23 protein-coding genes and 1 pseudogene are annotated in these 21,193 nt (G+C 68.9%); 14 read left to right on the top strand and 10 right to left on the bottom strand.

Features of this window, described 5'->3' with window-relative positions:
• The first annotated feature begins 333 nt into the window (after nucleotides 1-333).
• Complete coding sequence (locus tag ACFY2X_RS40625) at nucleotides 334-984, top strand: DUF4118 domain-containing protein (RefSeq protein ID WP_389948628.1); 651 nt, start codon at nucleotides 334-336, stop codon at nucleotides 982-984.
• Between the two features lie 84 nt (nucleotides 985-1,068).
• Here ACFY2X_RS40625 and ACFY2X_RS40620 read toward each other — a convergent pair whose 3' ends face one another.
• The 4 genes from ACFY2X_RS40620 to ACFY2X_RS40605 are packed head-to-tail and all read right to left on the bottom strand — an operon-like array spanning nucleotide 1,069 to nucleotide 6,060.
• Nucleotides 1,069-2,145: a thiopeptide maturation pyridine synthase gene (locus ACFY2X_RS40620; protein WP_389948626.1), complete on the bottom strand. Its 1,077-nt coding sequence runs from the start codon at nucleotides 2,143-2,145 to the stop codon at nucleotides 1,069-1,071.
• On the bottom strand, nucleotides 2,142-3,230 hold the full coding sequence (locus ACFY2X_RS40615) for a lantibiotic dehydratase C-terminal domain-containing protein (RefSeq protein ID WP_389948624.1): 1,089 nt from the start codon (nucleotides 3,228-3,230) through the stop codon (nucleotides 2,142-2,144). Before ACFY2X_RS40615 ends, ACFY2X_RS40620 begins: the two co-directional genes overlap by 4 nt.
• On the bottom strand, nucleotides 3,223-5,811 hold the full coding sequence (locus ACFY2X_RS40610) for a lantibiotic dehydratase (protein ID WP_389948622.1): 2,589 nt from the start codon (nucleotides 5,809-5,811) through the stop codon (nucleotides 3,223-3,225). The genes ACFY2X_RS40615 and ACFY2X_RS40610 overlap by 8 nt, the downstream gene beginning before the upstream one ends.
• A gap of 12 nt (nucleotides 5,812-5,823) precedes the next feature.
• Nucleotides 5,824-6,060, bottom strand: a complete 237-nt coding sequence (locus ACFY2X_RS40605; protein ID WP_389948620.1) for a hypothetical protein — start codon at nucleotides 6,058-6,060, stop codon at nucleotides 5,824-5,826.
• Nucleotides 6,061-6,315: 255 nt separating this feature from the next.
• On the opposite strand from ACFY2X_RS40605, the gene ACFY2X_RS40600 reads away from it, so the two are divergent.
• The 3 genes from ACFY2X_RS40600 to ACFY2X_RS40590 all read left to right on the top strand — a co-directional run bounded on the left by ACFY2X_RS40600 (nucleotide 6,316) and on the right by ACFY2X_RS40590 (nucleotide 8,412).
• On the top strand, nucleotides 6,316-6,627 hold the full coding sequence (locus tag ACFY2X_RS40600) for a hypothetical protein (protein WP_389948618.1): 312 nt from the start codon (nucleotides 6,316-6,318) through the stop codon (nucleotides 6,625-6,627).
• A gap of 374 nt (nucleotides 6,628-7,001) precedes the next feature.
• Nucleotides 7,002-7,394 (top strand): nuclear transport factor 2 family protein, encoded by a 393-nt coding sequence (locus ACFY2X_RS40595; RefSeq protein ID WP_389948616.1) that lies wholly within the window; start codon nucleotides 7,002-7,004, stop codon nucleotides 7,392-7,394.
• 334 nt (nucleotides 7,395-7,728) lie between these two features.
• Nucleotides 7,729-8,412, top strand: a complete 684-nt coding sequence (locus ACFY2X_RS40590) for a plasmid pRiA4b ORF-3 family protein (RefSeq protein ID WP_389948614.1) — start codon at nucleotides 7,729-7,731, stop codon at nucleotides 8,410-8,412.
• Nucleotides 8,413-8,417: 5 nt separating this feature from the next.
• On the opposite strand, the gene ACFY2X_RS40585 is transcribed toward ACFY2X_RS40590, so the two are convergent.
• A complete protein-coding gene (locus tag ACFY2X_RS40585; protein WP_389948612.1) occupies nucleotides 8,418-8,771 on the bottom strand; it encodes a helix-turn-helix domain-containing protein in 354 nt (117 codons plus the stop codon).
• A 1,066-nt stretch (nucleotides 8,772-9,837) separates the two neighbouring features.
• Here ACFY2X_RS40585 and ACFY2X_RS40580 point away from each other — a divergent pair.
• Nucleotides 9,838-10,008, top strand: coding sequence for a hypothetical protein (locus ACFY2X_RS40580; RefSeq protein ID WP_389948639.1), 171 nt, complete (start codon nucleotides 9,838-9,840; stop codon nucleotides 10,006-10,008).
• A 327-nt stretch (nucleotides 10,009-10,335) separates the two neighbouring features.
• A pseudogene (locus tag ACFY2X_RS40575) lies at nucleotides 10,336-11,014 on the top strand (Tn3 family transposase); the annotation flags it as partial.
• Between the two features lie 187 nt (nucleotides 11,015-11,201).
• Here the strand turns inward: ACFY2X_RS40575 and ACFY2X_RS40570 are convergent.
• Nucleotides 11,202-12,566, bottom strand: coding sequence for an MFS transporter (locus tag ACFY2X_RS40570; RefSeq protein ID WP_389948610.1), 1,365 nt, complete (start codon nucleotides 12,564-12,566; stop codon nucleotides 11,202-11,204).
• On the opposite strand from ACFY2X_RS40570, the gene ACFY2X_RS40565 reads away from it, so the two are divergent.
• From ACFY2X_RS40565 to ACFY2X_RS40530, 8 genes are all read left to right on the top strand, one after another.
• Nucleotides 12,565-12,717: a hypothetical protein gene (locus tag ACFY2X_RS40565; protein WP_389948609.1), complete on the top strand. Its 153-nt coding sequence runs from the start codon at nucleotides 12,565-12,567 to the stop codon at nucleotides 12,715-12,717. The genes ACFY2X_RS40570 and ACFY2X_RS40565 overlap by 2 nt on opposite strands.
• Nucleotides 12,718-12,745: 28 nt before the next feature.
• On the top strand, nucleotides 12,746-13,726 hold the full coding sequence (locus ACFY2X_RS40560) for a helix-turn-helix transcriptional regulator (protein WP_389948607.1): 981 nt from the start codon (nucleotides 12,746-12,748) through the stop codon (nucleotides 13,724-13,726).
• A gap of 44 nt (nucleotides 13,727-13,770) precedes the next feature.
• Nucleotides 13,771-14,223: a recombinase family protein gene (locus tag ACFY2X_RS40555; RefSeq protein WP_389948637.1), complete on the top strand. Its 453-nt coding sequence runs from the start codon at nucleotides 13,771-13,773 to the stop codon at nucleotides 14,221-14,223.
• A gap of 9 nt (nucleotides 14,224-14,232) precedes the next feature.
• Nucleotides 14,233-14,469 carry a hypothetical protein gene (locus tag ACFY2X_RS40550; protein ID WP_389948605.1) on the top strand — a complete coding sequence of 79 codons (237 nt, stop codon included), beginning with the start codon at nucleotides 14,233-14,235 and terminating at the stop codon, nucleotides 14,467-14,469.
• 193 nt (nucleotides 14,470-14,662) lie between these two features.
• Nucleotides 14,663-15,529: a helix-turn-helix transcriptional regulator gene (locus ACFY2X_RS40545; RefSeq protein ID WP_389948603.1), complete on the top strand. Its 867-nt coding sequence runs from the start codon at nucleotides 14,663-14,665 to the stop codon at nucleotides 15,527-15,529.
• Nucleotides 15,530-15,761: 232 nt separating this feature from the next.
• The gene (coaD, locus tag ACFY2X_RS40540; RefSeq protein WP_389948601.1) at nucleotides 15,762-16,211 is read left to right on the top strand and encodes a pantetheine-phosphate adenylyltransferase; all 450 of its coding nucleotides are present in this window, start codon (nucleotides 15,762-15,764) and stop codon (nucleotides 16,209-16,211) included.
• Between the two features lie 68 nt (nucleotides 16,212-16,279).
• Entirely contained in the window at nucleotides 16,280-16,468 is a 189-nt protein-coding gene (locus ACFY2X_RS40535) for a hypothetical protein (RefSeq protein ID WP_389948599.1), read from the top strand.
• Complete coding sequence (locus tag ACFY2X_RS40530) at nucleotides 16,465-16,605, top strand: helix-turn-helix domain-containing protein (protein ID WP_389948597.1); 141 nt, start codon at nucleotides 16,465-16,467, stop codon at nucleotides 16,603-16,605. Before ACFY2X_RS40535 ends, ACFY2X_RS40530 begins: the two co-directional genes overlap by 4 nt.
• A 221-nt stretch (nucleotides 16,606-16,826) precedes the next feature.
• Here the strand turns inward: ACFY2X_RS40530 and ACFY2X_RS40525 are convergent, their stop codons facing one another.
• The 4 genes from ACFY2X_RS40525 to ACFY2X_RS40510 all read right to left on the bottom strand — a co-directional run bounded on the left by ACFY2X_RS40525 (nucleotide 16,827) and on the right by ACFY2X_RS40510 (nucleotide 21,157).
• Nucleotides 16,827-17,624 carry a hypothetical protein gene (locus ACFY2X_RS40525; protein WP_389948595.1) on the bottom strand — a complete coding sequence of 266 codons (798 nt, stop codon included), beginning with the start codon at nucleotides 17,622-17,624 and terminating at the stop codon, nucleotides 16,827-16,829.
• A gap of 28 nt (nucleotides 17,625-17,652) precedes the next feature.
• Complete coding sequence (locus tag ACFY2X_RS40520) at nucleotides 17,653-18,111, bottom strand: DUF6294 family protein (protein WP_389948593.1); 459 nt, start codon at nucleotides 18,109-18,111, stop codon at nucleotides 17,653-17,655.
• Between the two features lie 137 nt (nucleotides 18,112-18,248).
• The gene (locus tag ACFY2X_RS40515; protein WP_389948591.1) at nucleotides 18,249-18,896 is read right to left on the bottom strand and encodes a response regulator; all 648 of its coding nucleotides are present in this window, start codon (nucleotides 18,894-18,896) and stop codon (nucleotides 18,249-18,251) included.
• A complete protein-coding gene (locus ACFY2X_RS40510; RefSeq protein ID WP_389948589.1) occupies nucleotides 18,893-21,157 on the bottom strand; it encodes a sensor histidine kinase in 2,265 nt (754 codons plus the stop codon). The genes ACFY2X_RS40515 and ACFY2X_RS40510 overlap by 4 nt, the downstream gene beginning before the upstream one ends.
• Nucleotides 21,158-21,193 lie beyond the last annotated feature (36 nt).

Genomic DNA, 21,193 nt, shown 5'->3' with positions numbered 1-21,193 from the left:
CCCGTCCTTGAAGTCCTGATCGAACTTCCGTCGCGTCTCTGCCATCGCCGTCCCCCTTTAAGGCGATGTCTCTACGTTACGAGGGGAAGCCCAGCTCAGCAGGCCAACGTGGCCTGATCTCTGCCGTTGCCCTGCTCATCGAGGCGAGGCCCTCGCGGGGCAGGGGTTCGGGGGCGGCAGCCCCCGAGACCACAGACCGAACTCCGCCCCGGTGGAGGGCCATTGGCGGGTGAGCGCGCCGAGCGGACAGCGATACGTGGACCATAACGCACAGCGGGGTAGATCTAGGGTGTTGACCTGCGTAAACGCACAACGGGTGGGGGTGGTGCAGCGATGGGCGGCCATCTGAGGCGTCTCGGCGCAGACCGCATCGCGTTCCTGGCCGCGCTGGCGGCGCCGCTGGCCGTCGCGGGGGCGCTGGCGCCGTTTCGCGACATCCTGCCCAACACCAGCGTCGCGCTCGTCCTGGTCGTGATCGTGGTCGCGGTCGCCGCCCTGGGCAATCGCCTGGCCGGCGCGCTCGCGGCGATCTGGACCGCGGTGTGGTTCAACTTCTTCTTCACCCAGCCCTACCAGCGCTTCACCATCACCAGGCCCGCCGACATCCAGACCGCGATCTTGCTGCTCATCGTGGGCCTGGCGGTCTCGCAGCTGGCCGCCCGCGCCCGGAAGCTGAAGGTGGTGACCATCACCGACGCCGACTACCTGGCCCGCATCCACGACACCGCCGCCCTGGCCCAAAGCGCCAAGGCGCCCGAAACTGTGGTCGATCACGTCACCACCCAGCTCACCGAGGTGCTACACCTACGCAGCTGTCGTTTCGAGTACGGCACTTTGATCGGCCACCCGCCCCGGCTGGAACAAGACGGCAGCGTGTCCTGGGGCCGCAGACGCTGGAACGCCGACCGGCTCGGACTGCCCGATACCGAGGTCGAGCTGCGCACCTTCGGCAACGGCCGCTTCTACGGCCGGTTCGGGGCATGACGAGCATCGGAACGAAAAATCCCGTTAACAGCGCAGAGTTGAGCGGCTTACCGTGACCTTCCGTTCGGATGCGCCGAAGGCGGCTCAGCCGCTGAGCAGGTAATCGCGGGCCTTCTCCAGAGAGGAGATGCCATACTCCTCCTCCACCGCGGAGGCGATCAGATAGCAGAACAGGTACCGCTGGATCGGGGTGATGCCGAGCCTGGCCAGGTGCGCGTAGAGCATGTTGACCACGAGGCGGTGGGCGAGGAACCAGTCCGATTCGAGGATCTCGGTGCGGTACCGGTCGGTAGACATGAGCACGTCGAAATAGTCGACCGGGTGGCGGCGGTTGGCCACCGGCTGGTCGGGGACGTCCAGGTCGATCTCCTTGCGGGCCAGCAGCGGGAGAGCGATCTCCTTCTGGCGGTGGGTGAAGGCGATCCAGTCGCGTACGTGCGGCGCCGGGTCGCCCGCGTCGATCGACGCGACCAGGTCGACCACCGTCGCGCGCATTTCCCTGGCGTTCTTGCGATACCTGGCTTCGAACGCGGCCGTGACCGCGTCCCGGTCCTCGCATGACGAGGCGGCCGCTGCGGCGTGCGAGCGGTAGGACATGTAGCCGCGGCCGATCGGCGGGACGCTCACGTGCGCCAGGGCGATCATGAGGTCGATGGCGACCGCGAACAGCGCGAGCTCGCCCCGGCGGACCTTGTCCAGCGTGCCGAAGGCGAGCCGGGTGCTCTCCGCGGCGGCCGCGTCGATCAGGTTCGCCAGCGGCTGGCCGCCGAAGACGCGCAGCCGGTCGTCGTACGGCTCGGTCTGCAGGGAGTTGTCCGAGTACCAGGGCTGCAGCGGGCCGGTCTCGTGCTCGAGTACGACCAGCAGGCGGTGGGCGGCGAGTTGCTCGTGCTCGTCGAGGCGGGTGGTGGACGGGTGCTCGCGCAGATATCTGGTGATCGTTTCGGTCGCGACGGGGAGGATCTCGCGTTCCCAGTCCTTCAGGGTCGCGCGGAAGTTGAGCCGCAGGTGCGGTCCCTGGCGCCAGTGGCGGACGAGGTACGGCTGCTGCAAGAGGCCGTCCAGGTGCTCGAGCAGCGGGCGGACGCAGTCCAGGATCAGTCCGTCCTTGTCTTGGTCGTAGTAGCGGATCTGGATGCTGTGCCAGGGGAGGTCGCTCACGAGGTTCCCTCTTTCTGCGCCAGCCCGTCCAGGGTGACGGCGGTCAGGTAGCGCAGGTGCGCTTCTTCGACGATCGACAGGCCGAGCCGGTTGCAGAACAGGTGGACGCACCGGTTCAGCACGATCAGGACGTCGTGGCGTTCCGCATCCTCCGAGGTGTCGACGCCGGCGGGGCCAGGGGTGTCAGGAATGCGAGGGCGGCCGGGGGAGCGCGATGCCCCCTCCCTGCGGACCGGATAGAAGCCTCCGGCCCGCTGGAGCACGACGAGGCGCCGGTGCAGGGTGTCGATCGAGCGCCACCATGCGCTGAGCGAGTCGTGAGCGTCGCGCGCGTCGAGGACACCGCCCGGGGGCGGCCCGTCGGCGGAGGGAGCAGGGGCGTGGCTCTCGGACGAGGCGGTGCGGGCGGCGATGAGCCGGCACCGTTCGGCCTGTGCGGTGAGGGCTTCGCGCTGTTTCGTGAAGATCTCCACCTGCCGGGCGCGGGCCGGTGCCGGATCCCAGCGGTCCTGTTCCCGGGCCAGCAGGGGGCCCAGGCGGCGAGGGTCGGGTTCCCAGGCCACGAGGGCGAGCATCATCGCGGCGAGGGCGTGGCCCAGCCGCCGCCGGTGATCGTGCTCGCCGCGTAGGATCGCCAGCGCGATCCGGCTGGAGTCGGTGAAGTGCCGCTCGACGGCGGCCACCGCCTGCGGCCCGCCGAACGTCGCGTACTCGGGCCGGTAGGCGATGGCCTCCACGTGGTCGTCGGGCCGCAGCCGGCGGTCGTAGGCGACCAGGCCCTCCTGCCGGGCGAACTCCTGGGCGAGCAGCGCGTAGCGCTCGCGGTCCCACGTGACCGTCGTCGGATACGCCGCGAGGTGCTCTTCCAGCACGGCTGTGGCGCGTTTCTCGATCATCACCGCGTCGTCGGGGACGCGCGGCAGAAGGCGGAGCCGCAGATGCGGGCCGCCCTCCCAGTACCGCAGGAAGAAGAACCGGTCGAGCCGTCCGTCCAGCTCCCGCACCAGGCCGTCGACGGCCGTGCCGAGCAGCAGGTCGGTGCCGGCCTGGTGGAAGGCGTGCAGCGAGATCCAGCGGTCAGGCATGGCCTACCTCGATCACGTACTCGGTCACATGGTGGCGGCGGTCAGGGGGGCCGCCGTCTCCTTCCAGGCCGAGCGCCGCCTCGAAGTCCGGGAGCAGCTCACGAAAGACGACCACCGATCCGCTCGCGTCCAGCCCTCGGTCGAACAGCGTGACCAGCGCGGGGTCGGCCAGATCGAGATAGGTCGGTTTGGCGAGCCGCACCATGTGCAGCCTTTCGCGGACCGGCGCGCCGGGATCGCCCGAGGAGACGAAACAACGTTCCGGCAGGGAGTGCTCGGCGAACCAGGCCGCGAGCGCGAGCAGGTGCGCTGCAGCGGAGTTCTTGCCCCGGCGCGGGATTTCGCGCACCGGGACATACCAGGCGGCACGGGCTACGGTGACCCGACCGACCGACACCCGGGCCGTACGCTCGACACGGGCCGGCACCGACTCCGGCGGACGGGAGAAGACCGACGCCAGCTCCATCACCGGGCTGGGCATGTCGCCGAAGAGCTGGAGCAAGAGGCGGGCCGTACGCGGCAGCAGCATGGGCGCGACTATCCCGGTGTACACCGGCCGGAGCCGGGTGCCGTGCCCGGCGTGCACCAGAACGAGGCCGCCGGCGCCGGACTCGTGCCGGACGGCCAGGTCCCGCAGGTCGAACGTGGCCGGGCCGCTCGGGACCACGCCCGGATAGCCGATCTCCTGGGCCGCCACCGGGGAACGCAGGTTGACGTTGCTGCCGAACAGCCCGGTGATCTCCACCGGCATGTCGCGTTCCGTCCCGAGCAGGCGGTTTTCGCCAGCAGGAACTCCGGCGACCCGCAGCAGGCGGTGCACGCGGCTGCGCATCGCGCCGTGCCCCGGGCCAAGACCGTTGAGCACCAGCCGCACCGGCGTGCCGTCCGGCGAGCTGATCGTCTGCACGAAGCAGGACAGCGACCCCACCGGACGGACGAACTCGGGGCGGTCGGTGGCGAGAGAGGCCAGCACCGTCGGGTCGATGGTAAGCGCGTCCGGGGTCTCGGGCAGCAGCTCGCGCACCGCGGCCAGCGCCGCCGTCCGGGCGTCTCGAAGCTCGTCGAGCCGGGGCACGGCGGGCGTCCGGCCGGGCGGGTGTCGCTCCTGCCACGGGTACATGAGCGCGTGCAGCTCACCGGCCGGGGTGCCGGGTGCGGCCGGATGGGTGCGCTGCGCGAGCATTCGGTGGAACCGCCCGAACGGCACCTGCGCGCCGGCGCCGAACCACTCCGCGAACAGGTCGGCGGCGAGTAGCCGGGCGACGCCATCACGATCGAAGACCGCCGCGAAGTCGACGATCGCGTGCAGGTCGCCCAGGGCGGGACGCCAGGCGGCCAGGCCCAGCCGCGGGCCGAGTGTGGTGACCACGGCGTTCTCGTGGAAAAGGTTGCGGTCCGGCAGGCGATCGGTATCGTCTCCGGCAAGTTCGGCGAACGCGGACCGTACCTTCCGCTGCAGCGCCTCACGTTCGGACACGCGGGCCGCCTCCGGGTAACAAGCGAGCGCCTCCTGTACGGCGGCCAGCGCTTTGCCCGCCGGATGCGTGCCGAGCCGATCGGTCAGGTCGGCGAGGTGCGCGGCGGCCTGGTCGGCGACCGGGGGGTGGAGTTCCAGCACTCCCAGGTCGACCAGCCGGTCGAGCGCGCCGCCGGCCTGGGTACGGAGGTCGTCGTACGGCGGGCGCAGCAGCCGCCGGAGCGGTTGGGACGCGGCGATGCCGCTGTAGGCGTCCTCCTGGCCGGTCACGTACCACAGGCGCCCGTTGTCCTCCTCGATGCTCGGGTTGGGCCTGACCTCGAAGAGGGCGGCGAGCCCGCCGTCGACGCGGGCCAGGTCGGTGAGCAGCCGGAGCAGCAGGGGCACGTTCGGCTCGACAGCGCTCCGCCACGCCCATGGCCCGTCCCAGCGGACCGGCTCGCCGTCGTCGCTCCACTGCCCCAGAGCCGCCATCATGAAGGTCGCGTGCGGGCTGGTCTTCGCCACGACGCGGGCCAGGTACCTGGTGAGCCGGAGCGCGACCTGGCGCGGCGGGACGCTGCCGGGCGGCGAGGCCAGCCACTGGCGCAGCGCGGCGGACATCGCCGGTCCCGCCTGGAGCACGCCATAGCCGAAGGCGTCGGTGCCGACCCACCGGCGCAGCACTTCGTAGGTGCCCCGGCGCTCCTGATCGAGCAGGTCCGGCAGCTGTCGGACGAGCGCGTCATGCCGATCGAGGTCCGTGAGCCAGGCCGCGACGCGCGGACCGAGGCCGGAAGCGATCTCCACCGGCCAGGCACGGCCCGCCGGCCGCCTTGCGTTGTACAGCGCCCGCCGCAACGCCACCAGCGCCGAGCGCGCCGGGCCCGGCCCGACCGCTCCGATCAGCGGCTCCAGTTCGTCCGCGAGCCGCCGGCCCTCGACGGCCAGCCGGCCACGGGCCGCGAGGATCTCCTGGACGCTCCGCCACGTGGCTGTGCACCTCAGCTCCGCGAGCGCCGTCACCGGTAGCGCGGCGACCCTGGCAACCACGCTCGCGTCCACCGTGCGGCGAGCCGCGTCGATCTCGACACGTCCCGGCAGGCCACGACGGGTCGAGACCATGTCCGGGGAGGCTTAGATGAGCCAGCTCGTACGCGCAATGCCCGAGGCACCCACTTCGGTGTTGCCGAGACCCATGCCCAGGGCCTTCACGAGATCCTCGCCGGGGAGCTCGACCGTCATCACGTCGAGCGCGTCCAGATCGAGGCGGAGCGGTTCATTGGTCGCCATCTGCACTCCCATTCCGACCCACCGGAGCGGGCCATATCGGTGAGGATCACCACCATAAGCACGGTCGACGATCTCGTCCATCCGACAAGAGGGCAATAAATGGGCAGAAAGCACGGAGGTCGAACATTAATCGACCCTCCGCGCTGCGGTGACGAGTGTCGCCACCTTTCCGACCAGGCAGGCGTCACCGTAAGTGTGATGACAGAACCAGTCAATTTCACGATGGTAAGAGATTGCTGTCCGCCGAAGTATCACCGATGCCCGTCGAAAGATTTCAGACGGGCGGAAGGGTGGTCCTGGAGTAAGCTTCGGAAGGTCGACGCGATTAAATGTTACATGTTTGTTTCGCTGCCACGCGGCCGTGACACGAGGACTGCTGCTGCCGCCCGTGGGATCCGCCGGCGCGCGGCCCAGGCGCTGGCCGCGGGCGCGGGTGGCGTCCAAGCTCTCGCGGCTGCCTTCGACGATGAGCTCCGCGAGCGCGGTGAAGACACGGGACTTTTCGTTCCGATGCTCGTCATGCCCCGGTTCATGCTCGAGCCCACCCCGGGGACGATCCCGCCGTTGCAAGCGCGCCTGGTCGCGGTCACGCTGGCCGATCAGGCGGGCTCGGCGCTGGACACCGCCGCGAGCGGCTCGGGTGGTTGACGGCCAGCGCAGGTGGTGCTCGGGAGTACTGGGACTCGCTCCAGGTGGGGCCATTTCAAGCCGTCACGAATTCACACTGTGATCAACAAGTGGGGCCAAGTCAAACCGCCAAGTGGGGCCAGATGGAACCGTCCTAATCAGCCTGTCGGAATCCGCTCACCGACCCGTTTGCCGACGTCGGTTCTCGGCACGAGTTCTCGACGCTCACCACCTGCGACCTCGTAGTTTCCCGGCGGAGTGTCGACAGACGAAGGTATATCGACACTGGCAAGCGATCACGCAGAGCTACTTTGCACTTGGTCGCACGGACCCGAGTGGAGGGCCTCCGAAGTTGGCTTGACCTTGTCACCAGCGTCAACGTTTACCGTCGCAGCATGAGCAACATGGATCGGGTCACCCTCCTCAAGCGCGACCAGAGTTTCTTCGACGCCCTAGTGGCCAGCGATCTTGCCGTTCTGGAGGAGCTACTGGCAGACGACTTCGTTCTGGTCGGCGTCGAGGACGGGGCCGTCGCCGACAGAAAGATCGTGCTGAACCTGGTGGCCTCCGGCTCTCTCCGGTTCCCGCGAATCCATTCGTTCCTGGACGAGGCGATCGTCCGGGTCATTGGCACGGTAGGCATCGTCGTTGGGCGTACTGGCATGAACTTCACCAACCCCGGCGGTGCCACGTTCAGCGCCGAGAGCCGCTACACCCACGTTTACGCCGCTGATGCCCTCGGTGTCTGGCGCCTCGTCTCCGCACAAGGCACCGCAATCAAGGCGTGATCCCCGCCAGGGCGCGGGCGTCCAGGCGGATGTGTCGGTCCGGTTGTGGCAGCACCGACGCCATTGGGATTCAGCCCGCATAAGGTCAAAATCCACATTCAGTGGATCATGGGCGGGTGTTACCCCTGGTGAAGGGCAGTCTGGGATGTCGAGGGTGCTCCTGAGCGCATGTACTGGATAAGGAACTGTTATCCGGTACATGACCGCCGGACGGAGGGCGGTGACCTGCGGGTCCGTCGAGACGGCGGCCGCGCGACTCGGGAGCGTTACACGCGTGGCCCACACGTCCGCAGTAGTCCTGAAACCGTCCCGTATCGGTGATCTTCCGACTACGGTGACGCCCGTCGTCACAAAAGGCCGGGTCGCCGTGGGCGCCGTCCACCAGTTGAAGCTCACCTTGCGGGAGGTCCGCCCGCCGGTGTGGCGGCGGGTCCATGGGCCGTCGGAGGCGATTCTGGTCGAGCTGCACGAGGTGATTCAGGTCGCGATGGGCTGGGAGCAGCACCACCTGCACCTGTTCGGCAAGGGCGATCGGGAGTACGGCGACAACGCCGGCGACGAGACGAAGGTGACGCTGGCCGGCCTGATCCCCCAGGCCGGGGACTGGCTGGGCTACCGCTATGACCTGGGCGACTGCTGGGATCACGACATCGAGGTGGAGAAGGTCCACCGGGCGGCGGCGAACACGGTCTACCCGCGGTGCAGCGGCGGCGGCCGGGCCTGCCCGCCCGAGGACTCCGGCGGCCCGGAGGGCTACGCCGAGCACATGCGGGCCCTGCGGCAGCGCAAGGGCTGGAAGTACCGGGTGGCCAAGTCCATCTTCGGCACCACTCGGTGGGATCCGGCCAAGTGGGATCGCATGGAGGTCAACGCCGGCCTGGCCGGGCTGGCCAAGCTGTGGGCCAAGCAGGCCGCGGCGAAAGCCAAGCAGCAGGGCGAAAGAGAAGGCGGCCGCCGCGGTGGCCGAGGCCTCGACGGGCCCTGCCGCCCCGGAAAACATCCGTCCCGGAAACGGTGACGGTCTCAAGGGACCAACGCATCACCGTCTTTGATGAGGTCAGCGTAGACCTCGGCCGGGCTTCGGAATCCATGGATCCGGCGAGGTCGATTGTTAAGTTCGGCGGCGATGCCATCGAGGTCTTCCTGCGTCAGGCGGCGCAGCTGAGGGTGCCGGGCCAGCTTGGCGGGCTTGGGACGGCAGGCCCGGCGGCGGGCGTTGTCTTCGGCGCTCTGAGCCCGGTAGCGCTCGCGGCCGCCATTGCGGGCGATCTCCCGGGAGACGGTCGAGGCTGAGTGTCCCAGCTGCCGGGTGATCGCCCGCGCCGAGTGGCCGGCGGCCAGACCGCGGGAGACCTCCTCCCGCTCGGCAATGGCCAAATGCCGGGGGAGCGTCGCGCGGGAGTCGGCCGGACGTCACCGGTCTGGGAGAAGAACCGCCGTACATGCTGCAGTGGGGGCACCGACGCCTCGGGCGATGGAGCTCAATGATTCTCCGCCGCGCCATCGCCGCCAGACCTCATCTTGGCGCTCGGGTGACAACCCGTAGTCCCGCACAGGCACCTCCACTGATGATCAAGGCCCATTGTGTGGTGATGCGTTGATCCCTTGAGACCGCCCTCGTTTCTCGACGCATCTGTGGACATTAACCGAAGGCCACTCCATGAACGCGGTGACTACGCAGAGCTACTTTGCACTTGGTCGTACCGACCCGAGTGGAGGGCCACATGGGCACGCCGATACACGAATACGAGACGATCATCGCCGTGCGCGGCGGCCGTCGCCAGCTTCCGCCAGCCGTACCGCTACCCATGGCGAGTTGCCTCGAAGGCCTTGACCCGAGCTCTTACCACGTGTGACCATGATCCGGAAATCACGTGTTACGGCGTAAGGATGTAATCACCGAGAATAGGTAGACCGTGGGCCCGTGATGGTGGCGAGCGCGCGGCCATACGTCTCCTGTTTCGGGATGGGCAAACAAACGCACGCAGATGAGGTCCTGCGGGCAACACGTAAATGCTGATAGCGGCCATCCGCACATGGGAGGATTTTTGAACACGGGCAGAAAACGCGTCACCGGTCTGCGAATCTTCATGGTCGCTGCTCTTGCTGTGGCCGCTATAGGTGTTTTTAGCAGTCCTGCTCAGGCATCTGTCTGGGATTGCACTTCTAATCACCTCTATACGGGTAACTGGGCGTGGGCCATTTGCGAGGGGGGAAGCGGAAGCTACCGCGTAGGGGCAAGGTGCAGCTCCCCGACCTATCCGTACACACGCACTATCTACGGAGAGTGGGTATCGCGTACCTCCGGCGGCGGCAGTGGACCTACCGCGGTGGTATATGGCGATGACTACAATTGCCACATCTTCGAGGCATGGGTAGCGATCTAAGGCTGTAGGGGCTGACCCCCGCCTACCAGTCCAGTCGTACGTGTTGAGGCCGATGACTGTCTGGTGCGCTGGCCCCCAACCAGCCCGTCCAGACCTGGGGCGACAACAGCAACGGCCGGCTCGGCAACGGCTCCACCACCGACAGCCCCTTCCCCATCGGCATCCGGACAGGAGTTAGCGGACTCACGTCCGTCTCCGCAGGTGTAGTGCACAGCCTCGTGGTCTGATCCTCCTGCCCGAGATCACCCCCCGTCCCCTTACGTGCGGCCCCGCCGGACTGGGCTCTCCCAGCGCAGCGCAGTAGAGAGGCCAACGCTTCCACCTGCCGCCCACGGCGAGGCCGCCTAACCCCGCCGGACATCTCCGCGGCGAGCCGAAACCCGAGAACGGCGGCGCCACCCGGCGCATCACGCCGAGCCACCGAACACCGCGACGGCCACCACCGGGAACGCGAGCACCGAACCGGCCACTGCCGGCCGGGCCAACCGGGCCGACCGGGCCGAACAACCAATCCGGTCAGCTAATACTCCAGTGACACTTCGCGATCTTGATGGACGCACGCCGCCGCGAACGCGATCCTGATCGAGGCCCAGCGCGGCGTGCCGATCGTGGCGCTGTGGGGCGGCGGGCTGCTGGCCGTCGGTCGACGGGCTGCGGTTCGTCGTCCCGGTCCAGACGATCAACGCTGCCCCATCGCCGAAGTACTTCGGCTACAAACGCGGCCTCACACTCCTCAACGCAGTAAATGATCAGGTGATGGGGATCGGGCAGATGGTCGTGCCCGGCATGCCGCGCGACTCGCTGTACATCCTCGACACCCTGATCAGCATCCTGGACCCGATCGACGACACCTATCGGCGCAAGCTGAACAAGCAGCTCACCGTCCAGGAGTCCCGGCACCGGCTCGCCCGCAAGATCTGCCACGGCGCAGGCGGCCAGATCCGCAAGACATACCGCGAAGGACAAGAAGATCAACTAGCGGCTCTTGGTCTCGTCGTCAACGCCGTCGCGCTGTGGAACTCGAAGTACCTGTCGGCCGCGCTCGACCAGTTGCGCGCCCAAGGCGTCCCGGTCAAGGATGAGGACGCCGCCCGGCTGTCCCCGCTCGGCCACGCCCACCTCAACGTCCTGGGCCGCTACTCCATCTCCTCCTCCGCCCCGGCCGAAGGCTTACGGCAGCTCGGTGAGATCCCAGACCTTCCCGACGGCGGCGTGGGCGAGGAAGGGGAGTAGACCCCGGGGCCGCAGATGCGGCGGGTGTACCTAGTGGCAAGATCCTCAACGGCAGACCGTGTCCGCGCGAGAATCGGCGCGTAGTCGTGAGACTTGTGCCTGGTCCGTCCTGCTGGCCTCCGGGCATGACTGCTGCTTGCCTGTGGTGCTTATGCCGGGGCGATACGTTCGCCCCGGCATAGGTTCTCTACTCGGCGTGCTCGACTGCGGCTTTCGGAAGTGCGAGCATCACGAGTGCCGTGATCAGGTAGAGCGCGGTGGAGACGATCAGGACGATGCTGAGCGCGTGACTGTAGTCGGGCAGCACCGGCGCTCCGGTGGCTGAACCGGTGACGGTGGTGAAGAAGATCGTGCCGAGAACGGCGATGCCGACAGCGCCGCCGATCTGGTTGACGGTGGAGAGCACTCCGCCTGCGGCGCCTGCGTTGCGTCCGGGGACGCCTGCGAGGACGACGTTGATGAGAATGGGTGCGGCGAGACCGAGCCCGAGGCCACCGATGAAGAGTGCGAGGGCGAGGAGCCAGTATCCGGGATCGTTGCCGTCCTTGACGATGAACCACAGGACGAGCTGAGATGCCGCGATGGTGAGCGAGCCGGTGATCAGGAGCGTTCTGCCCGCTTTGGCGGCGAGAGCGACGCCGAGGCCGGAGGTGATGATCGAGCCGAGCGCGTACGGGAGGATCACCAGGCCGGTCTCCCACGCGGTTCGGCCGGTTCCGTTCTGGAGGTAGACCGAGAGGGTGAGGAAGTACGACCCGATGCCGCCGAAAAAGAGCACCGAAGCGCTCAGGCCGACTGCGAAGGCGCGGATTCTCAGCAGAGCCGGGTCAAAGACAGGTTCGTTTCCGCGTCCGGTGAGGCGGCGCTCGTAGGCGAGGAAGATCGCGAGCACGATGATTCCGGCTGCGAGGAGGGCGTAGCTGGCCCAGGTCCATCCCCATGTCTCGGTCTGGATGATCGGCAGCAGCAGGAGAAGAATGCCCGTGGCCGCGAGGAGCGCGCCTGGGAGGTCCAGTCGCGCGGTCGAGGCGGAGCGGGACTCCGGCAGGACCTTCGCTCCGCTGATGAGAGCCAGGATCGAGACGGGCACGTTGATCCAGAAGATCGTGCGCCAGCCCAGGTCGAACAGGTTGGCGTCGACGAGCAGCCCGCCCAGCAGCGGGCCGGCGACCGAGGCGAGGCCCTGGACCGCTCCGTAAGCGCCGAACGCCTTGGCACGCTCGTCCGGAGCGAATGATGCCCGGATGATCCCGAACACCTGCGGGACCATGATTCCGGCGGTCAGTCCCTGCCCGGCCCGCATGCCGATGAGCATCCCCGGATCGACGGCCAGCGCGCACAGCGCCGAGGTGACCATGAACCCGGCCAGCCCGATCATGAACAGCCGTTTGCGGCCGTACTGATCACCGAGCCGTCCGCCGGTGATCAGGCCCGCGCCCAGGGCGAGGGTGTAGGCGGCGATCGTCCACTGGATCTGAGCGTCGCCGGCACCCAGGTCTTGGGCTATCGCCGGGGCCGCGACGGTGACGATCGTCGCATCGAGAAGGTCCATGAAGGAACCGAAGAGCACCACCAACAGCGCCGTGGTCGCGCCGGCGCTGGCGATGAGTGCCGGGGAAGCCTCAGTTGTGCGGATGCTCGCTCGGGGGTTCGATGAATCGGTCATGTCGGCCACCATCGCGGGCATAGTTGCCGTCGAGTGACCGCTATCGGTGAGAGAATCGGAGAATCATGGCTGCTACCTCCGCGCGGACGCTCAAGCTGCTGTCGATCTTCGGGATCGGTACGATCCTTACCGCCGAGGAGCTCGCCACCCGGCTCGGAGCGTCGGTGAGAACCGTGCGTCGCGATATTGATACGCTCCGGGACCTCGGGTACGAGATCGAGGCCGTCCGCGGAGCAGGTGGAGGATATCGGCTCGGTCGCGCTACCCGCTTGCCGCCGGTCGTATTCGATGAAGATCAGGCCGTCGCCACGGCCGTCGCACTCCAGACCGTGCCGACGGTCCTCTCCGGCATCCGCGAGAACGCGGCCCGTGCTCTCGCCACGCTGCACCAGGCGATGCCCACGCGCAGTCGCCTGCACGCCGAAGCGTTCACCGTCTCCTCAGCCCGCAACTACTGGGAGTTCCCCGCGCCACCGATCGACGCCGAGATCGTCCGCGCCGTTGGCAGCGCGATCAACCGGCAGCATCTCGTTCGCGTGGACTACACCGGTGACGGCGAACCCGCCACACTCATGCTGGAACCGCACGACCTCGTGGTCTGGGCCGCACGCTGGTACCTGGTCGCCTTCGAGCTGGATGCGGACCGATGGCGCGCGATGCGCATGGACCGCATCAAACCACACATGCCCACGCACACCCCCTTCGACCGACGTGACATCCCGCACGGCGATCCCGTCGCCTTCGTCATGACCGCACACGACCGCGGAGACGCCGCTGCCGAATGGCAATGCCGCGGCTCAGCCGTCGTTGCCCTGCCCGCCTCCACCGTCGCCCGGTTCGCCCCCGGCGGATCAACAGTCGGGTACGACACCGAAACCACTTGCCGACTCACACTCGGCGCATGGTCATGGCCAGGGTTGGCAGGACTGCTCCTCACCTTCGACGCCGACATCACAGACATCGAACCGGCCGAACTCAGGCAGGCCCTGCACTCCCTGCGCACCCGAATCAGCAAGGGACTCGGACCCGATCGACCTCGCCGGTGACCTGCACATCTGGCGTCCGCGTTCCCCATCAGCCGCTGACCTGACTGACCGGCCCGCCCGTCTTCTCGGCATCTCCCTACCGTTCTGAATGGAGGCATGCTACCGAGGTAGATCCCACGTACCTCCTCTACGAGACGACTCGTGAGGGGGACAGGCGTGAAGAGCGGAACCCGCGTCGGCTACGCCCGCTGCTCCATCGACGAGCAAGACGTCATCATCCAGGCCGGGCAGCTCCTGGCCTCGGTGTCCCGGAAAGCCGGATCTACATCGACCGCGGTTTCTCCGGCACCACCCGCCGTAACCGCGCCGGCCTCGACCAGGCCCTCGCCGCCGTGTGGGACGGGACGGTGTTCACCGTGATCACGTTCGACCGGTTCGCCCGCAACATGGCCGAGGCCAACGAGACCCTGACCGGCCTGTCCGGGCGTGGCGTCCTGTTCGGACTCGGCGGCTCTGTCTACGACTGGACCGACCCGTTCGGCCGGCTGTTCCTGTAGACTCTCGCCATGGTCGCCGAGTTCGAGGTCGACCTCGGGCGCCTGCGCACCCGTGAGGGCATGGCGCCGGCGAAGAAGAACGGCAAGCTCAAGGGCAAGCAGCCCAAGCTGCCCGAACCCGCCCGGCGCTCCATTCGCCGCCGCTACGCCGAGGGCGAGGTGTCCCTGGCCGATCTGGCCACCGAGTACAGCGTCGGACGCTCCATCATCCACCGCATCATCCACGGGCCGGAAACCTCCAGGTAGGGCGATCACACACCGAAGTCCGACGTCATACTTCGCTCAGGATCATTCTCAGCGCCAACGGCTTCAACCCCGAGGGAGGCCCAGAAGGGCGGCCGGAGCGTTCGCGCGAGGGTCGTACCGCGTGCTGCGGTTCAGCGCGACCCGAATATGATCACCCATTTATCTATACAACGCTTAGCGATATATATCGCATATGGCGCTACGTGAGCAGAGTTACCTCATCCTGTTGGCCCTGGCCGACGGCCCGCTCCATGGCTACGGCGTGATCAAAGCCGTCCGGGACCTGTCGGAGGAGCGAGTGCGGCTCGGTGCAGGCACCCTGTACGGTGCGCTCGACCGATTGTCGGGCGACGGCCTGGTGTCCGTGGTCAAAGAAGAGGTCGTCGCCGGCCGCCACCGCCGCTACTACGACCGGCCACGGCCACGGCCGCACCGTCCTGGCCGAGGAGACCTCCCGCCTGACACGCCTGGCCGCCACCGCCCGGCACCGTTTGTCCCTGCGGCCGGAGTGGGGAACGCGATGACCGGACACGAGCACCTCGCCGCCGAAAGCCACAGCGACGCCTACGCCGACCGCTGCCGCCTGCTGCTGCGCGTGGCATATCCGCCGCGCTTCATGCACGCGCGCGGCGAGGAGTTCCTGGGCACCCTTCTCGATCTGGCCGACCCCGGCCGGTCCCGGCCGGACCTGCGCACCGTGCTGGACGTGCTGCGCGCCGGCGCGGCCTGGCGCCTGCGGGAGCGCCCTCCCCTATGGCACTGGCTCTGCTACCGCCTGTTCGGCAAGCGACTTCCCTTGCGCTACCGCTGGTGGGTCCGTGACGACGTCCGTGGCCGGTTTTTTCTCCTGCGCCTTCTCGGGTCGTGGACATTCCTGGTTTTCCTGCCATGCACACTGGTGGACGGCCTCGGGTTGATCGGCGAGCCCGGCTCCTGGGGGCTCAAACTCGGCGCTCTGCTGGGCGCCTGCGTGACCGCCATTACCAGCCGCCGTCAGATCCGACGCGACTTGCTGGCCAAGCACCGGTTCAACTCCGACGGCACTCCTATCGCCCCGTAGCCTGCCGATGGCGAGCCGTAATGGCCTCTTCGCGTGCCCCTCAGATGATTATGTGTCTTTTGAGAGGGTCTGACATGCTTCCCCCGGCTGCGCCGAACCTGATCGCACGTCATCACCTTCAGCGTGCTGTCCGGTTCCGTTGCAGGTGCGCATCCGTTCTTCCTCGTCCCGGCTCCCGCGCTCCTATCGTTCAATCCTGCGTGGATCCTCCTCGACCCCCTAGCATGTGTCGATGTTTCACAAACCTGTGGGCGATCCCCGAAGCTCCCGAGCTGTCTATCCCGGAACGTTCGACCCCTTCACTGACGGTCATCGGGATCTCGTTGATCGGGCGCGGCGCTTGTTCGAACACGTAACGGTGCTGGTCGCGGTCAATGACGAGAAGCGGCCCACCAAGACGGGTGCGGAACGCGCGCTGGACATCCGTGCCACTCTCCCGGCGGACTGGAAGAACGTGACAGTTGCAGCCTGGAGCGGGCTGACAGTGGCCTACTGCCAGCAACACGGAGCCGGAGTGATCATCCGTGGCGTGCGGAACGCTATCGACGGAGTGCGCGAGTATCAGCTGGCCACCATGAACGAGACGCTGGGCATCACGACCTTATTCATGCCGGCTCGGCCCGAACTGGCGACGATCTCTTCGACCGCGGTCCGCGCGGCTGCGACCTCGAGGGGCCGGTAAGAATCCAGGGTCACGCGTGCGCGAGAGGCGCACCGTGGTCTCGTGACTTTTGTGACAGGACTACGCGCGTGCGTGAGCCGGCCTCCTGCCCGCCACGCGCTGGCCCGGTGGTCGGCTCCGGCAAGTGGGACGGCACCGCGTGGGACAAGGACGAGGTCAGCGACCACCTCGTCGAGCTGGCCAAGCAGTGGGTCCAGCGGGACGCCGGCCAGGCCGGACCGGAGCGGCTGCAGCGGGCGGCCGGCCCTCCACAGTGACCGAGGCCGTCCTGGCCACCGCCCGCGCCCGCCCCGCCCGCGGGGAGCCGGTCACCGCGATCGCCACGGCCCTCAAGGTCGGCCGCTCGACGCTGTATCGGGCGCTGGAAGGCGACGACCGCTCTCCCTCTGCCTGATCGCCGGAGCTCACTGGTCCGGGTTCTGCCAGCTGTCCACGAAGGCCTGCAGTGCGGCGCGCTGGCGCCGTTCCTCGGCGAGCACGGGGGTGGACCTGCAATGGAACCGGAACGCACGCTAAGCCGACTCCATTGCAGGTCCACCCCCGCGACGCGGCCGTGCCTCTGCCTCATGATCGTGAAGTCGATGCAGCTTCACTTCCCTTGTCACCTCAGAAGCCTCAGAAGCCGACGCGGGCGATGATCTCCAGGACAAACGGCGCGGCGACGACGAGGACGGCGATGACGATCAGCAGCGCGATCACGTTGCCGACGAAGCTCGACCGGCCGGACCGGCGCGCCAGCCGCGCCGAGTCCTGAGTGGATTGGCGCGCCCACTGGGCCGCCCTGGCCGCGTTCTGGTTGGCGTTCTGCTGGCTCTGCCACGACGAGAAGTTCGGGTTGGTCATGACGATCTTTCCTTTCGTACCGTATGGATCAGGTCGTTCATTGGGACGAGTCCCCGGCCGGACCGTCCTGCGACCTCCGTGCCGGGATGCATATTCGGATCGCGCCGACGAGCAGAGCGGCGCCGAGGGGCCAGCACCCAGGAGGTAGGGGGCTCCCGGATCGCCGGTGAGCGGGCCGAGCAGAGCGGCGAGCGCAATGACCGCTCCAGCCGCCGGCCGGACCAGTCCGGCGCGGGCGAGCCCGTACGCCAGCAGCGCGATGCTGACGGCGGCGGCATAGGCCAAGGCGAGCCACGGGACGGACTGCGCCGCGACCCACCGCCCGCCGGTGACCCGCAGCGTCGCCTCGACCATCCAGGCCGAGGCGACCACCCCGAGCAGGGCCAGTGCGACGGCGGCCCGCCCCCGTCCTGCGTGCCGCGCGACGTCGCGGTACACCGTCGCGGTCGCCGCCACCCCGGCCCATGCGCCGGCCCCCCACATCACCTCGGCGGATGCGGTCAGGGTCCCGGCGAGGCAGAGCATCGCCGAGGCCAGCAGCCCCAGCCCGCCGAGCGCCTGCGCTCTCATGTCCATCGTCAGGGCCGGCGGTGCGGGCTCAGCAGTGCTTGCTCAGCGACATGTGCTTGATGAGCGGGAACAGGTCGGCGTCGAACTCTGCCTCGGTGTCCTTGATCTGCCACCGGTACGGCTCGGTGTGGCTGGGCATGTTCTTGACGAACTTCGTCAGGTTCGTAGGGTTGGAGCGGGTGTGTCTCAGCCAGCCGAGCACGGCGCCGTTCTCATCCTTGATCTTCGCCCACATCAGCCAGGCGTCGTCGTCATCACTGCTGGTGACCGTGCCATCGAAGGAGGCCTTGCCGTCGGAGGTCAAGGTCCATCGGGCACCCGAGAACATCGTGCAGTCGCCCGCCCGCATCGTTCCGAAGTAGAAGGTCTTGGCGGCCAGGGCGGTGGTGCCCTGCGCGTGGGCGGTTCCGGTGGTGGCGAAGGTCAGCCCCGCGATCAGGGCCGCAGTGGTCGATATGGCGCCCAACATCCTTTGGGTCCCGCGCATGGGATCGTCCTTTCCTGAAGGTGGCTCGTCGATCAGTCACCCTCAGGGTGGGTGGTACCGCGTCCCGTCGTCATGGGTCCCGGGTCCCAGCCGATCCGGGAGGTTGTTCCCGGGCGCGGTGCCGGCGAAAGGGGGCGTTAGGAGGATTCGGGCGCTCCGCCGAGTCCCGCCTCGCGGGCCCGTACGATCGCCGCGGGCCGGTCGGCCAGCTGCAACTTGGTCAGTACGTTCGAGACGTGGTTGCGCACGGTCTTGCCGCTCACGCCGAGGCGCCGCGCGATCGCCGTGTTGTCCAGGCCCCGCGCGACCAGCCCGAGCACCTCATGTTCCCGCTCGGTGAGCTGCGGGAACGGGGAAGCCACGACGGCCTTGGAGAAGTGCGCGAGCAGCCGCGTCGCCACGCCAGCGCCGAAGACCGCCTCGCCGCGGGCGACCGCGCGGACCGTGGCCGTGATCTCCTCGGGGCCGGCGCCCTTGAGCGCGTAGCCGTGGGCGCCGGCCCGCAGGGCGGCCAGGACGTTCTCGTCGTCGTCGTACATCGTCAGGATCAGCGCACGCGTGGGCAGACCGGCGGCCCGCATCCGGGAGGTGACCGTGAGCCCGTCGCCGCCGGGCATGTTGACGTCGAGCACCGCGACGTCGGGCCGGTGCTCGATCGCCGAGCGCAGCGCTTCCTCGCCGGTCACGGCGACCGCGAGCACCGTCATGTCCTCCTCGGAGTCGAGCAGGGCCTGCAGACCCGACGCGAACACGGGGTGGTCGTCGGCAAGGATCAGCCGGATCATCGTGCCCTCCCAGACTCGCCCAGATCCGCCGGCAGGAAGGCGCGCACACAGGTGCCCCCCTCGGGCAGGGAGCATATCGACCATTCCCCGCCGACCTCGGCGGCCCGCTCCCGCATGGAACGCAGCCCCACCCCGGGCGCCCGCTCAGGATCGAGCCCGCGGCCGTCGTCGCGTACCGTCACCTCGACGCCGTCGGCCGCCAGCGCGATCTCGGCCGTGCAGCCGGTCGCGCCGCTGTGCCGGACCGCGTTGGTGATCGCCTCGACGGCGATCCGGTACGCCGCCGTCTCGACCGCGGCGGGCAGCGGCGGCAAGCCTTCCTCGCCGATGACCTCGATCGGCATCGCTCCCGCCAGGGTCGCTGCTCGGGAGCGTACCGCTCCGACGATGCCCAACTCGTCCAGCGCGGGCGGGCGCAGCGCCTCGACCAGGCGCCGGATGTCGGTCAGCGACGCGCTCGCCTCCGCGGATATCTCGCCGAGCAGGGAACGCGCCGCCGAGTCACCCGGTACGGCGCGGGCCGCCAGCGCGGCCTTGAGCCCGATCGCGGCCAGCGTCGGTCCCAGCCCGTCGTGCAGGTCGCGGCGGAGCCGGCGGCGTTCGTCCTCCCGTGAGGCCACCACCTCGGCGCGGGAGCGGGCCAGGTCGTCGTGCAGCCGTACCGCCTGCACCGCGCTTCCCACCTGCTGCGCCAGCGAGGCGATCAGGCTGAGGTCGATGGAGTCGAGCGGGTCGTCCGAGCCGCGCGCCGAGACCAGCAGGAGCCCGACGAGCGTCCCTTGGTAGCGCAGCGGCTCGGCGTGCACCTCGCCCGCCGCGACGCCGTGCCGGGCCGCCGAGTGGCGCTCGCCCGCGCCGTCCACCAGGTCGATCGCCACGTACGGCACGCGTAACGACCGGGCCACGGTTTCCACGATCGCCGGTAGCATCTCGGCGGGCAGCAGCACCGCCTGCAGCCGTGTCCCGAGGCGGGTCAGCGCCCCCTCCGGGTCGTGGCGGTCGCCGTACATCACCCGGTTGACGGTGCTCTGCGCCGCGTTGCGCAGCGGCGCCAGCGCGAGCGCCGCACTGGCCGCGGCGAGCGCGGCGGCCACGGTGCCCGACAGCCGCAGCACGCTGACCAGTAGCGCGACCACGGCCGCATACCCGGCGAGCAGGATCGCGACCACGGTGGCGTACACCAGCGAGCGGTTGGCCAGCCTCTCGATGTTGAACAGGCGGTGGCGGCGCAGCGCGACCCCGATCCCGGCCACGAACGGCAGTCCCGACAGGCCGAGCGCGCCCCACGGCAGCGGCTGCATTCCGGTGATCAGTTCCGGGAGGTGCCAGCCCGCGATGCCGAGTACGGCCGCGGCCGCGCCGCCGCCCAGCATCCAGCGCATCCGCCCGCGCATCAGCGGATCCGGGTTGCCGCGATAGCTGATCGCGCCCCAGACCGTCCCGGCCACCAGCACCAGCGCCACCACCGCCGTCTGACCGCTGTGCAGCAGGCCGAGCCACCGCAGCGCGTCAGGCGCCATCAGCGCCGCGACCCCGCTCCACGCGGCCATCGCGGCCAGGGGCGCGGCGTACGCGACGGCGATCGTCTTCTGGGTACGGGGCGACAGAGGCTGACGAGCCGTGAACGCGAGCACGAAGGCCAGGAACGCTCCCCAGCCGATGGAGTACGACACGATCGCGTTGATGTGGAACAGCCAGAGCTGAGGGCCGCCGGTGGCCAGCGCGAGTACGGGCAGCCCGACGGCGACGGTGAGCGTGCTGCCCAGCAGCCCGGCCGCGAGCACGAGCAGCGGGGCCGTCGCGGGCGCCTCGGGCCGTCGCAGGTACAGCGCGGCCGCCAGCCCCGCCAGCGCGAGGACGAACACGAGATTGCCCCAGCCCTGCACGAGCAGCGGGTACGGATCGGGCCGATCGACGCGCACCGCCACGACCGCGTCCTCGCCGGCCACGCCGTACGGGACGCTGGCGCCCAGGCCGGGACGAGAGACGGCGCCGAGCCCGTCGGCCAGGCGCTCGCCCGCGACGGCGATCACCAGGTCCCCGGTCCGCAGCCCAGGCCCCGAGGGCGCGGCCGGCACGTCCACCACGACGCCGTCGAGACGCCACGTCGACCAGCCCAGCCGCACGACGCTGCCGTCGGACGGCGCGTCCAGTGAGACGGCGGTCGCGACGACGCCCAGCACCACCAGGACGGTCGCGACCCCGGCCGGAACCCTGCGCGACCGTCGCGCCGAAGCCAACCAGGACAGCCGCGTGGACACACCCCCATCCTCACCGACAACCGGCCGCGAAACCAC

It is taken from the genome of Streptosporangium sp. NPDC000396 (genome assembly GCF_042898655.1).
GTDB lineage: Bacteria > Actinomycetota > Actinomycetes > Streptosporangiales > Streptosporangiaceae > Streptosporangium.
Note: the sequence above shows the minus strand (reverse complement) of the source record. Positions and strands in the feature narration are given on the sequence as shown.

Coding starts and splice junctions, on each gene's coding strand:
- ACFY2X_RS40625 (WP_389948628.1), top strand. CDS start 334: ATGGGCGGCCATCTGAGGCGTCTCGGCGCAGACCGCATCGCGTTCCTG.
- ACFY2X_RS40615 (WP_389948624.1), bottom strand. CDS start 3,230: ATGCCTGACCGCTGGATCTCGCTGCACGCCTTCCACCAGGCCGGCACC.
- ACFY2X_RS40610 (WP_389948622.1), bottom strand. CDS start 5,811: ATGGTCTCGACCCGTCGTGGCCTGCCGGGACGTGTCGAGATCGACGCG.
- ACFY2X_RS40605 (WP_389948620.1), bottom strand. CDS start 6,060: ATGGACGAGATCGTCGACCGTGCTTATGGTGGTGATCCTCACCGATAT.
- ACFY2X_RS40600 (WP_389948618.1), top strand. CDS start 6,316: ATGTTTGTTTCGCTGCCACGCGGCCGTGACACGAGGACTGCTGCTGCC.
- ACFY2X_RS40595 (WP_389948616.1), top strand. CDS start 7,002: ATGAGCAACATGGATCGGGTCACCCTCCTCAAGCGCGACCAGAGTTTC.
- ACFY2X_RS40565 (WP_389948609.1), top strand. CDS start 12,565: ATGAAGGAACCGAAGAGCACCACCAACAGCGCCGTGGTCGCGCCGGCG.
- ACFY2X_RS40570 (WP_389948610.1), bottom strand. CDS start 12,566: ATGGACCTTCTCGATGCGACGATCGTCACCGTCGCGGCCCCGGCGATA.
- ACFY2X_RS40560 (WP_389948607.1), top strand. CDS start 12,746: ATGGCTGCTACCTCCGCGCGGACGCTCAAGCTGCTGTCGATCTTCGGG.
- ACFY2X_RS40550 (WP_389948605.1), top strand. CDS start 14,233: ATGGTCGCCGAGTTCGAGGTCGACCTCGGGCGCCTGCGCACCCGTGAG.
- ACFY2X_RS40545 (WP_389948603.1), top strand. CDS start 14,663: ATGGCGCTACGTGAGCAGAGTTACCTCATCCTGTTGGCCCTGGCCGAC.
- coaD (WP_389948601.1), top strand. CDS start 15,762: ATGTTTCACAAACCTGTGGGCGATCCCCGAAGCTCCCGAGCTGTCTAT.
- ACFY2X_RS40525 (WP_389948595.1), bottom strand. CDS start 17,624: ATGAGAGCGCAGGCGCTCGGCGGGCTGGGGCTGCTGGCCTCGGCGATG.
- ACFY2X_RS40520 (WP_389948593.1), bottom strand. CDS start 18,111: ATGCGCGGGACCCAAAGGATGTTGGGCGCCATATCGACCACTGCGGCC.
- ACFY2X_RS40515 (WP_389948591.1), bottom strand. CDS start 18,896: ATGATCCGGCTGATCCTTGCCGACGACCACCCCGTGTTCGCGTCGGGT.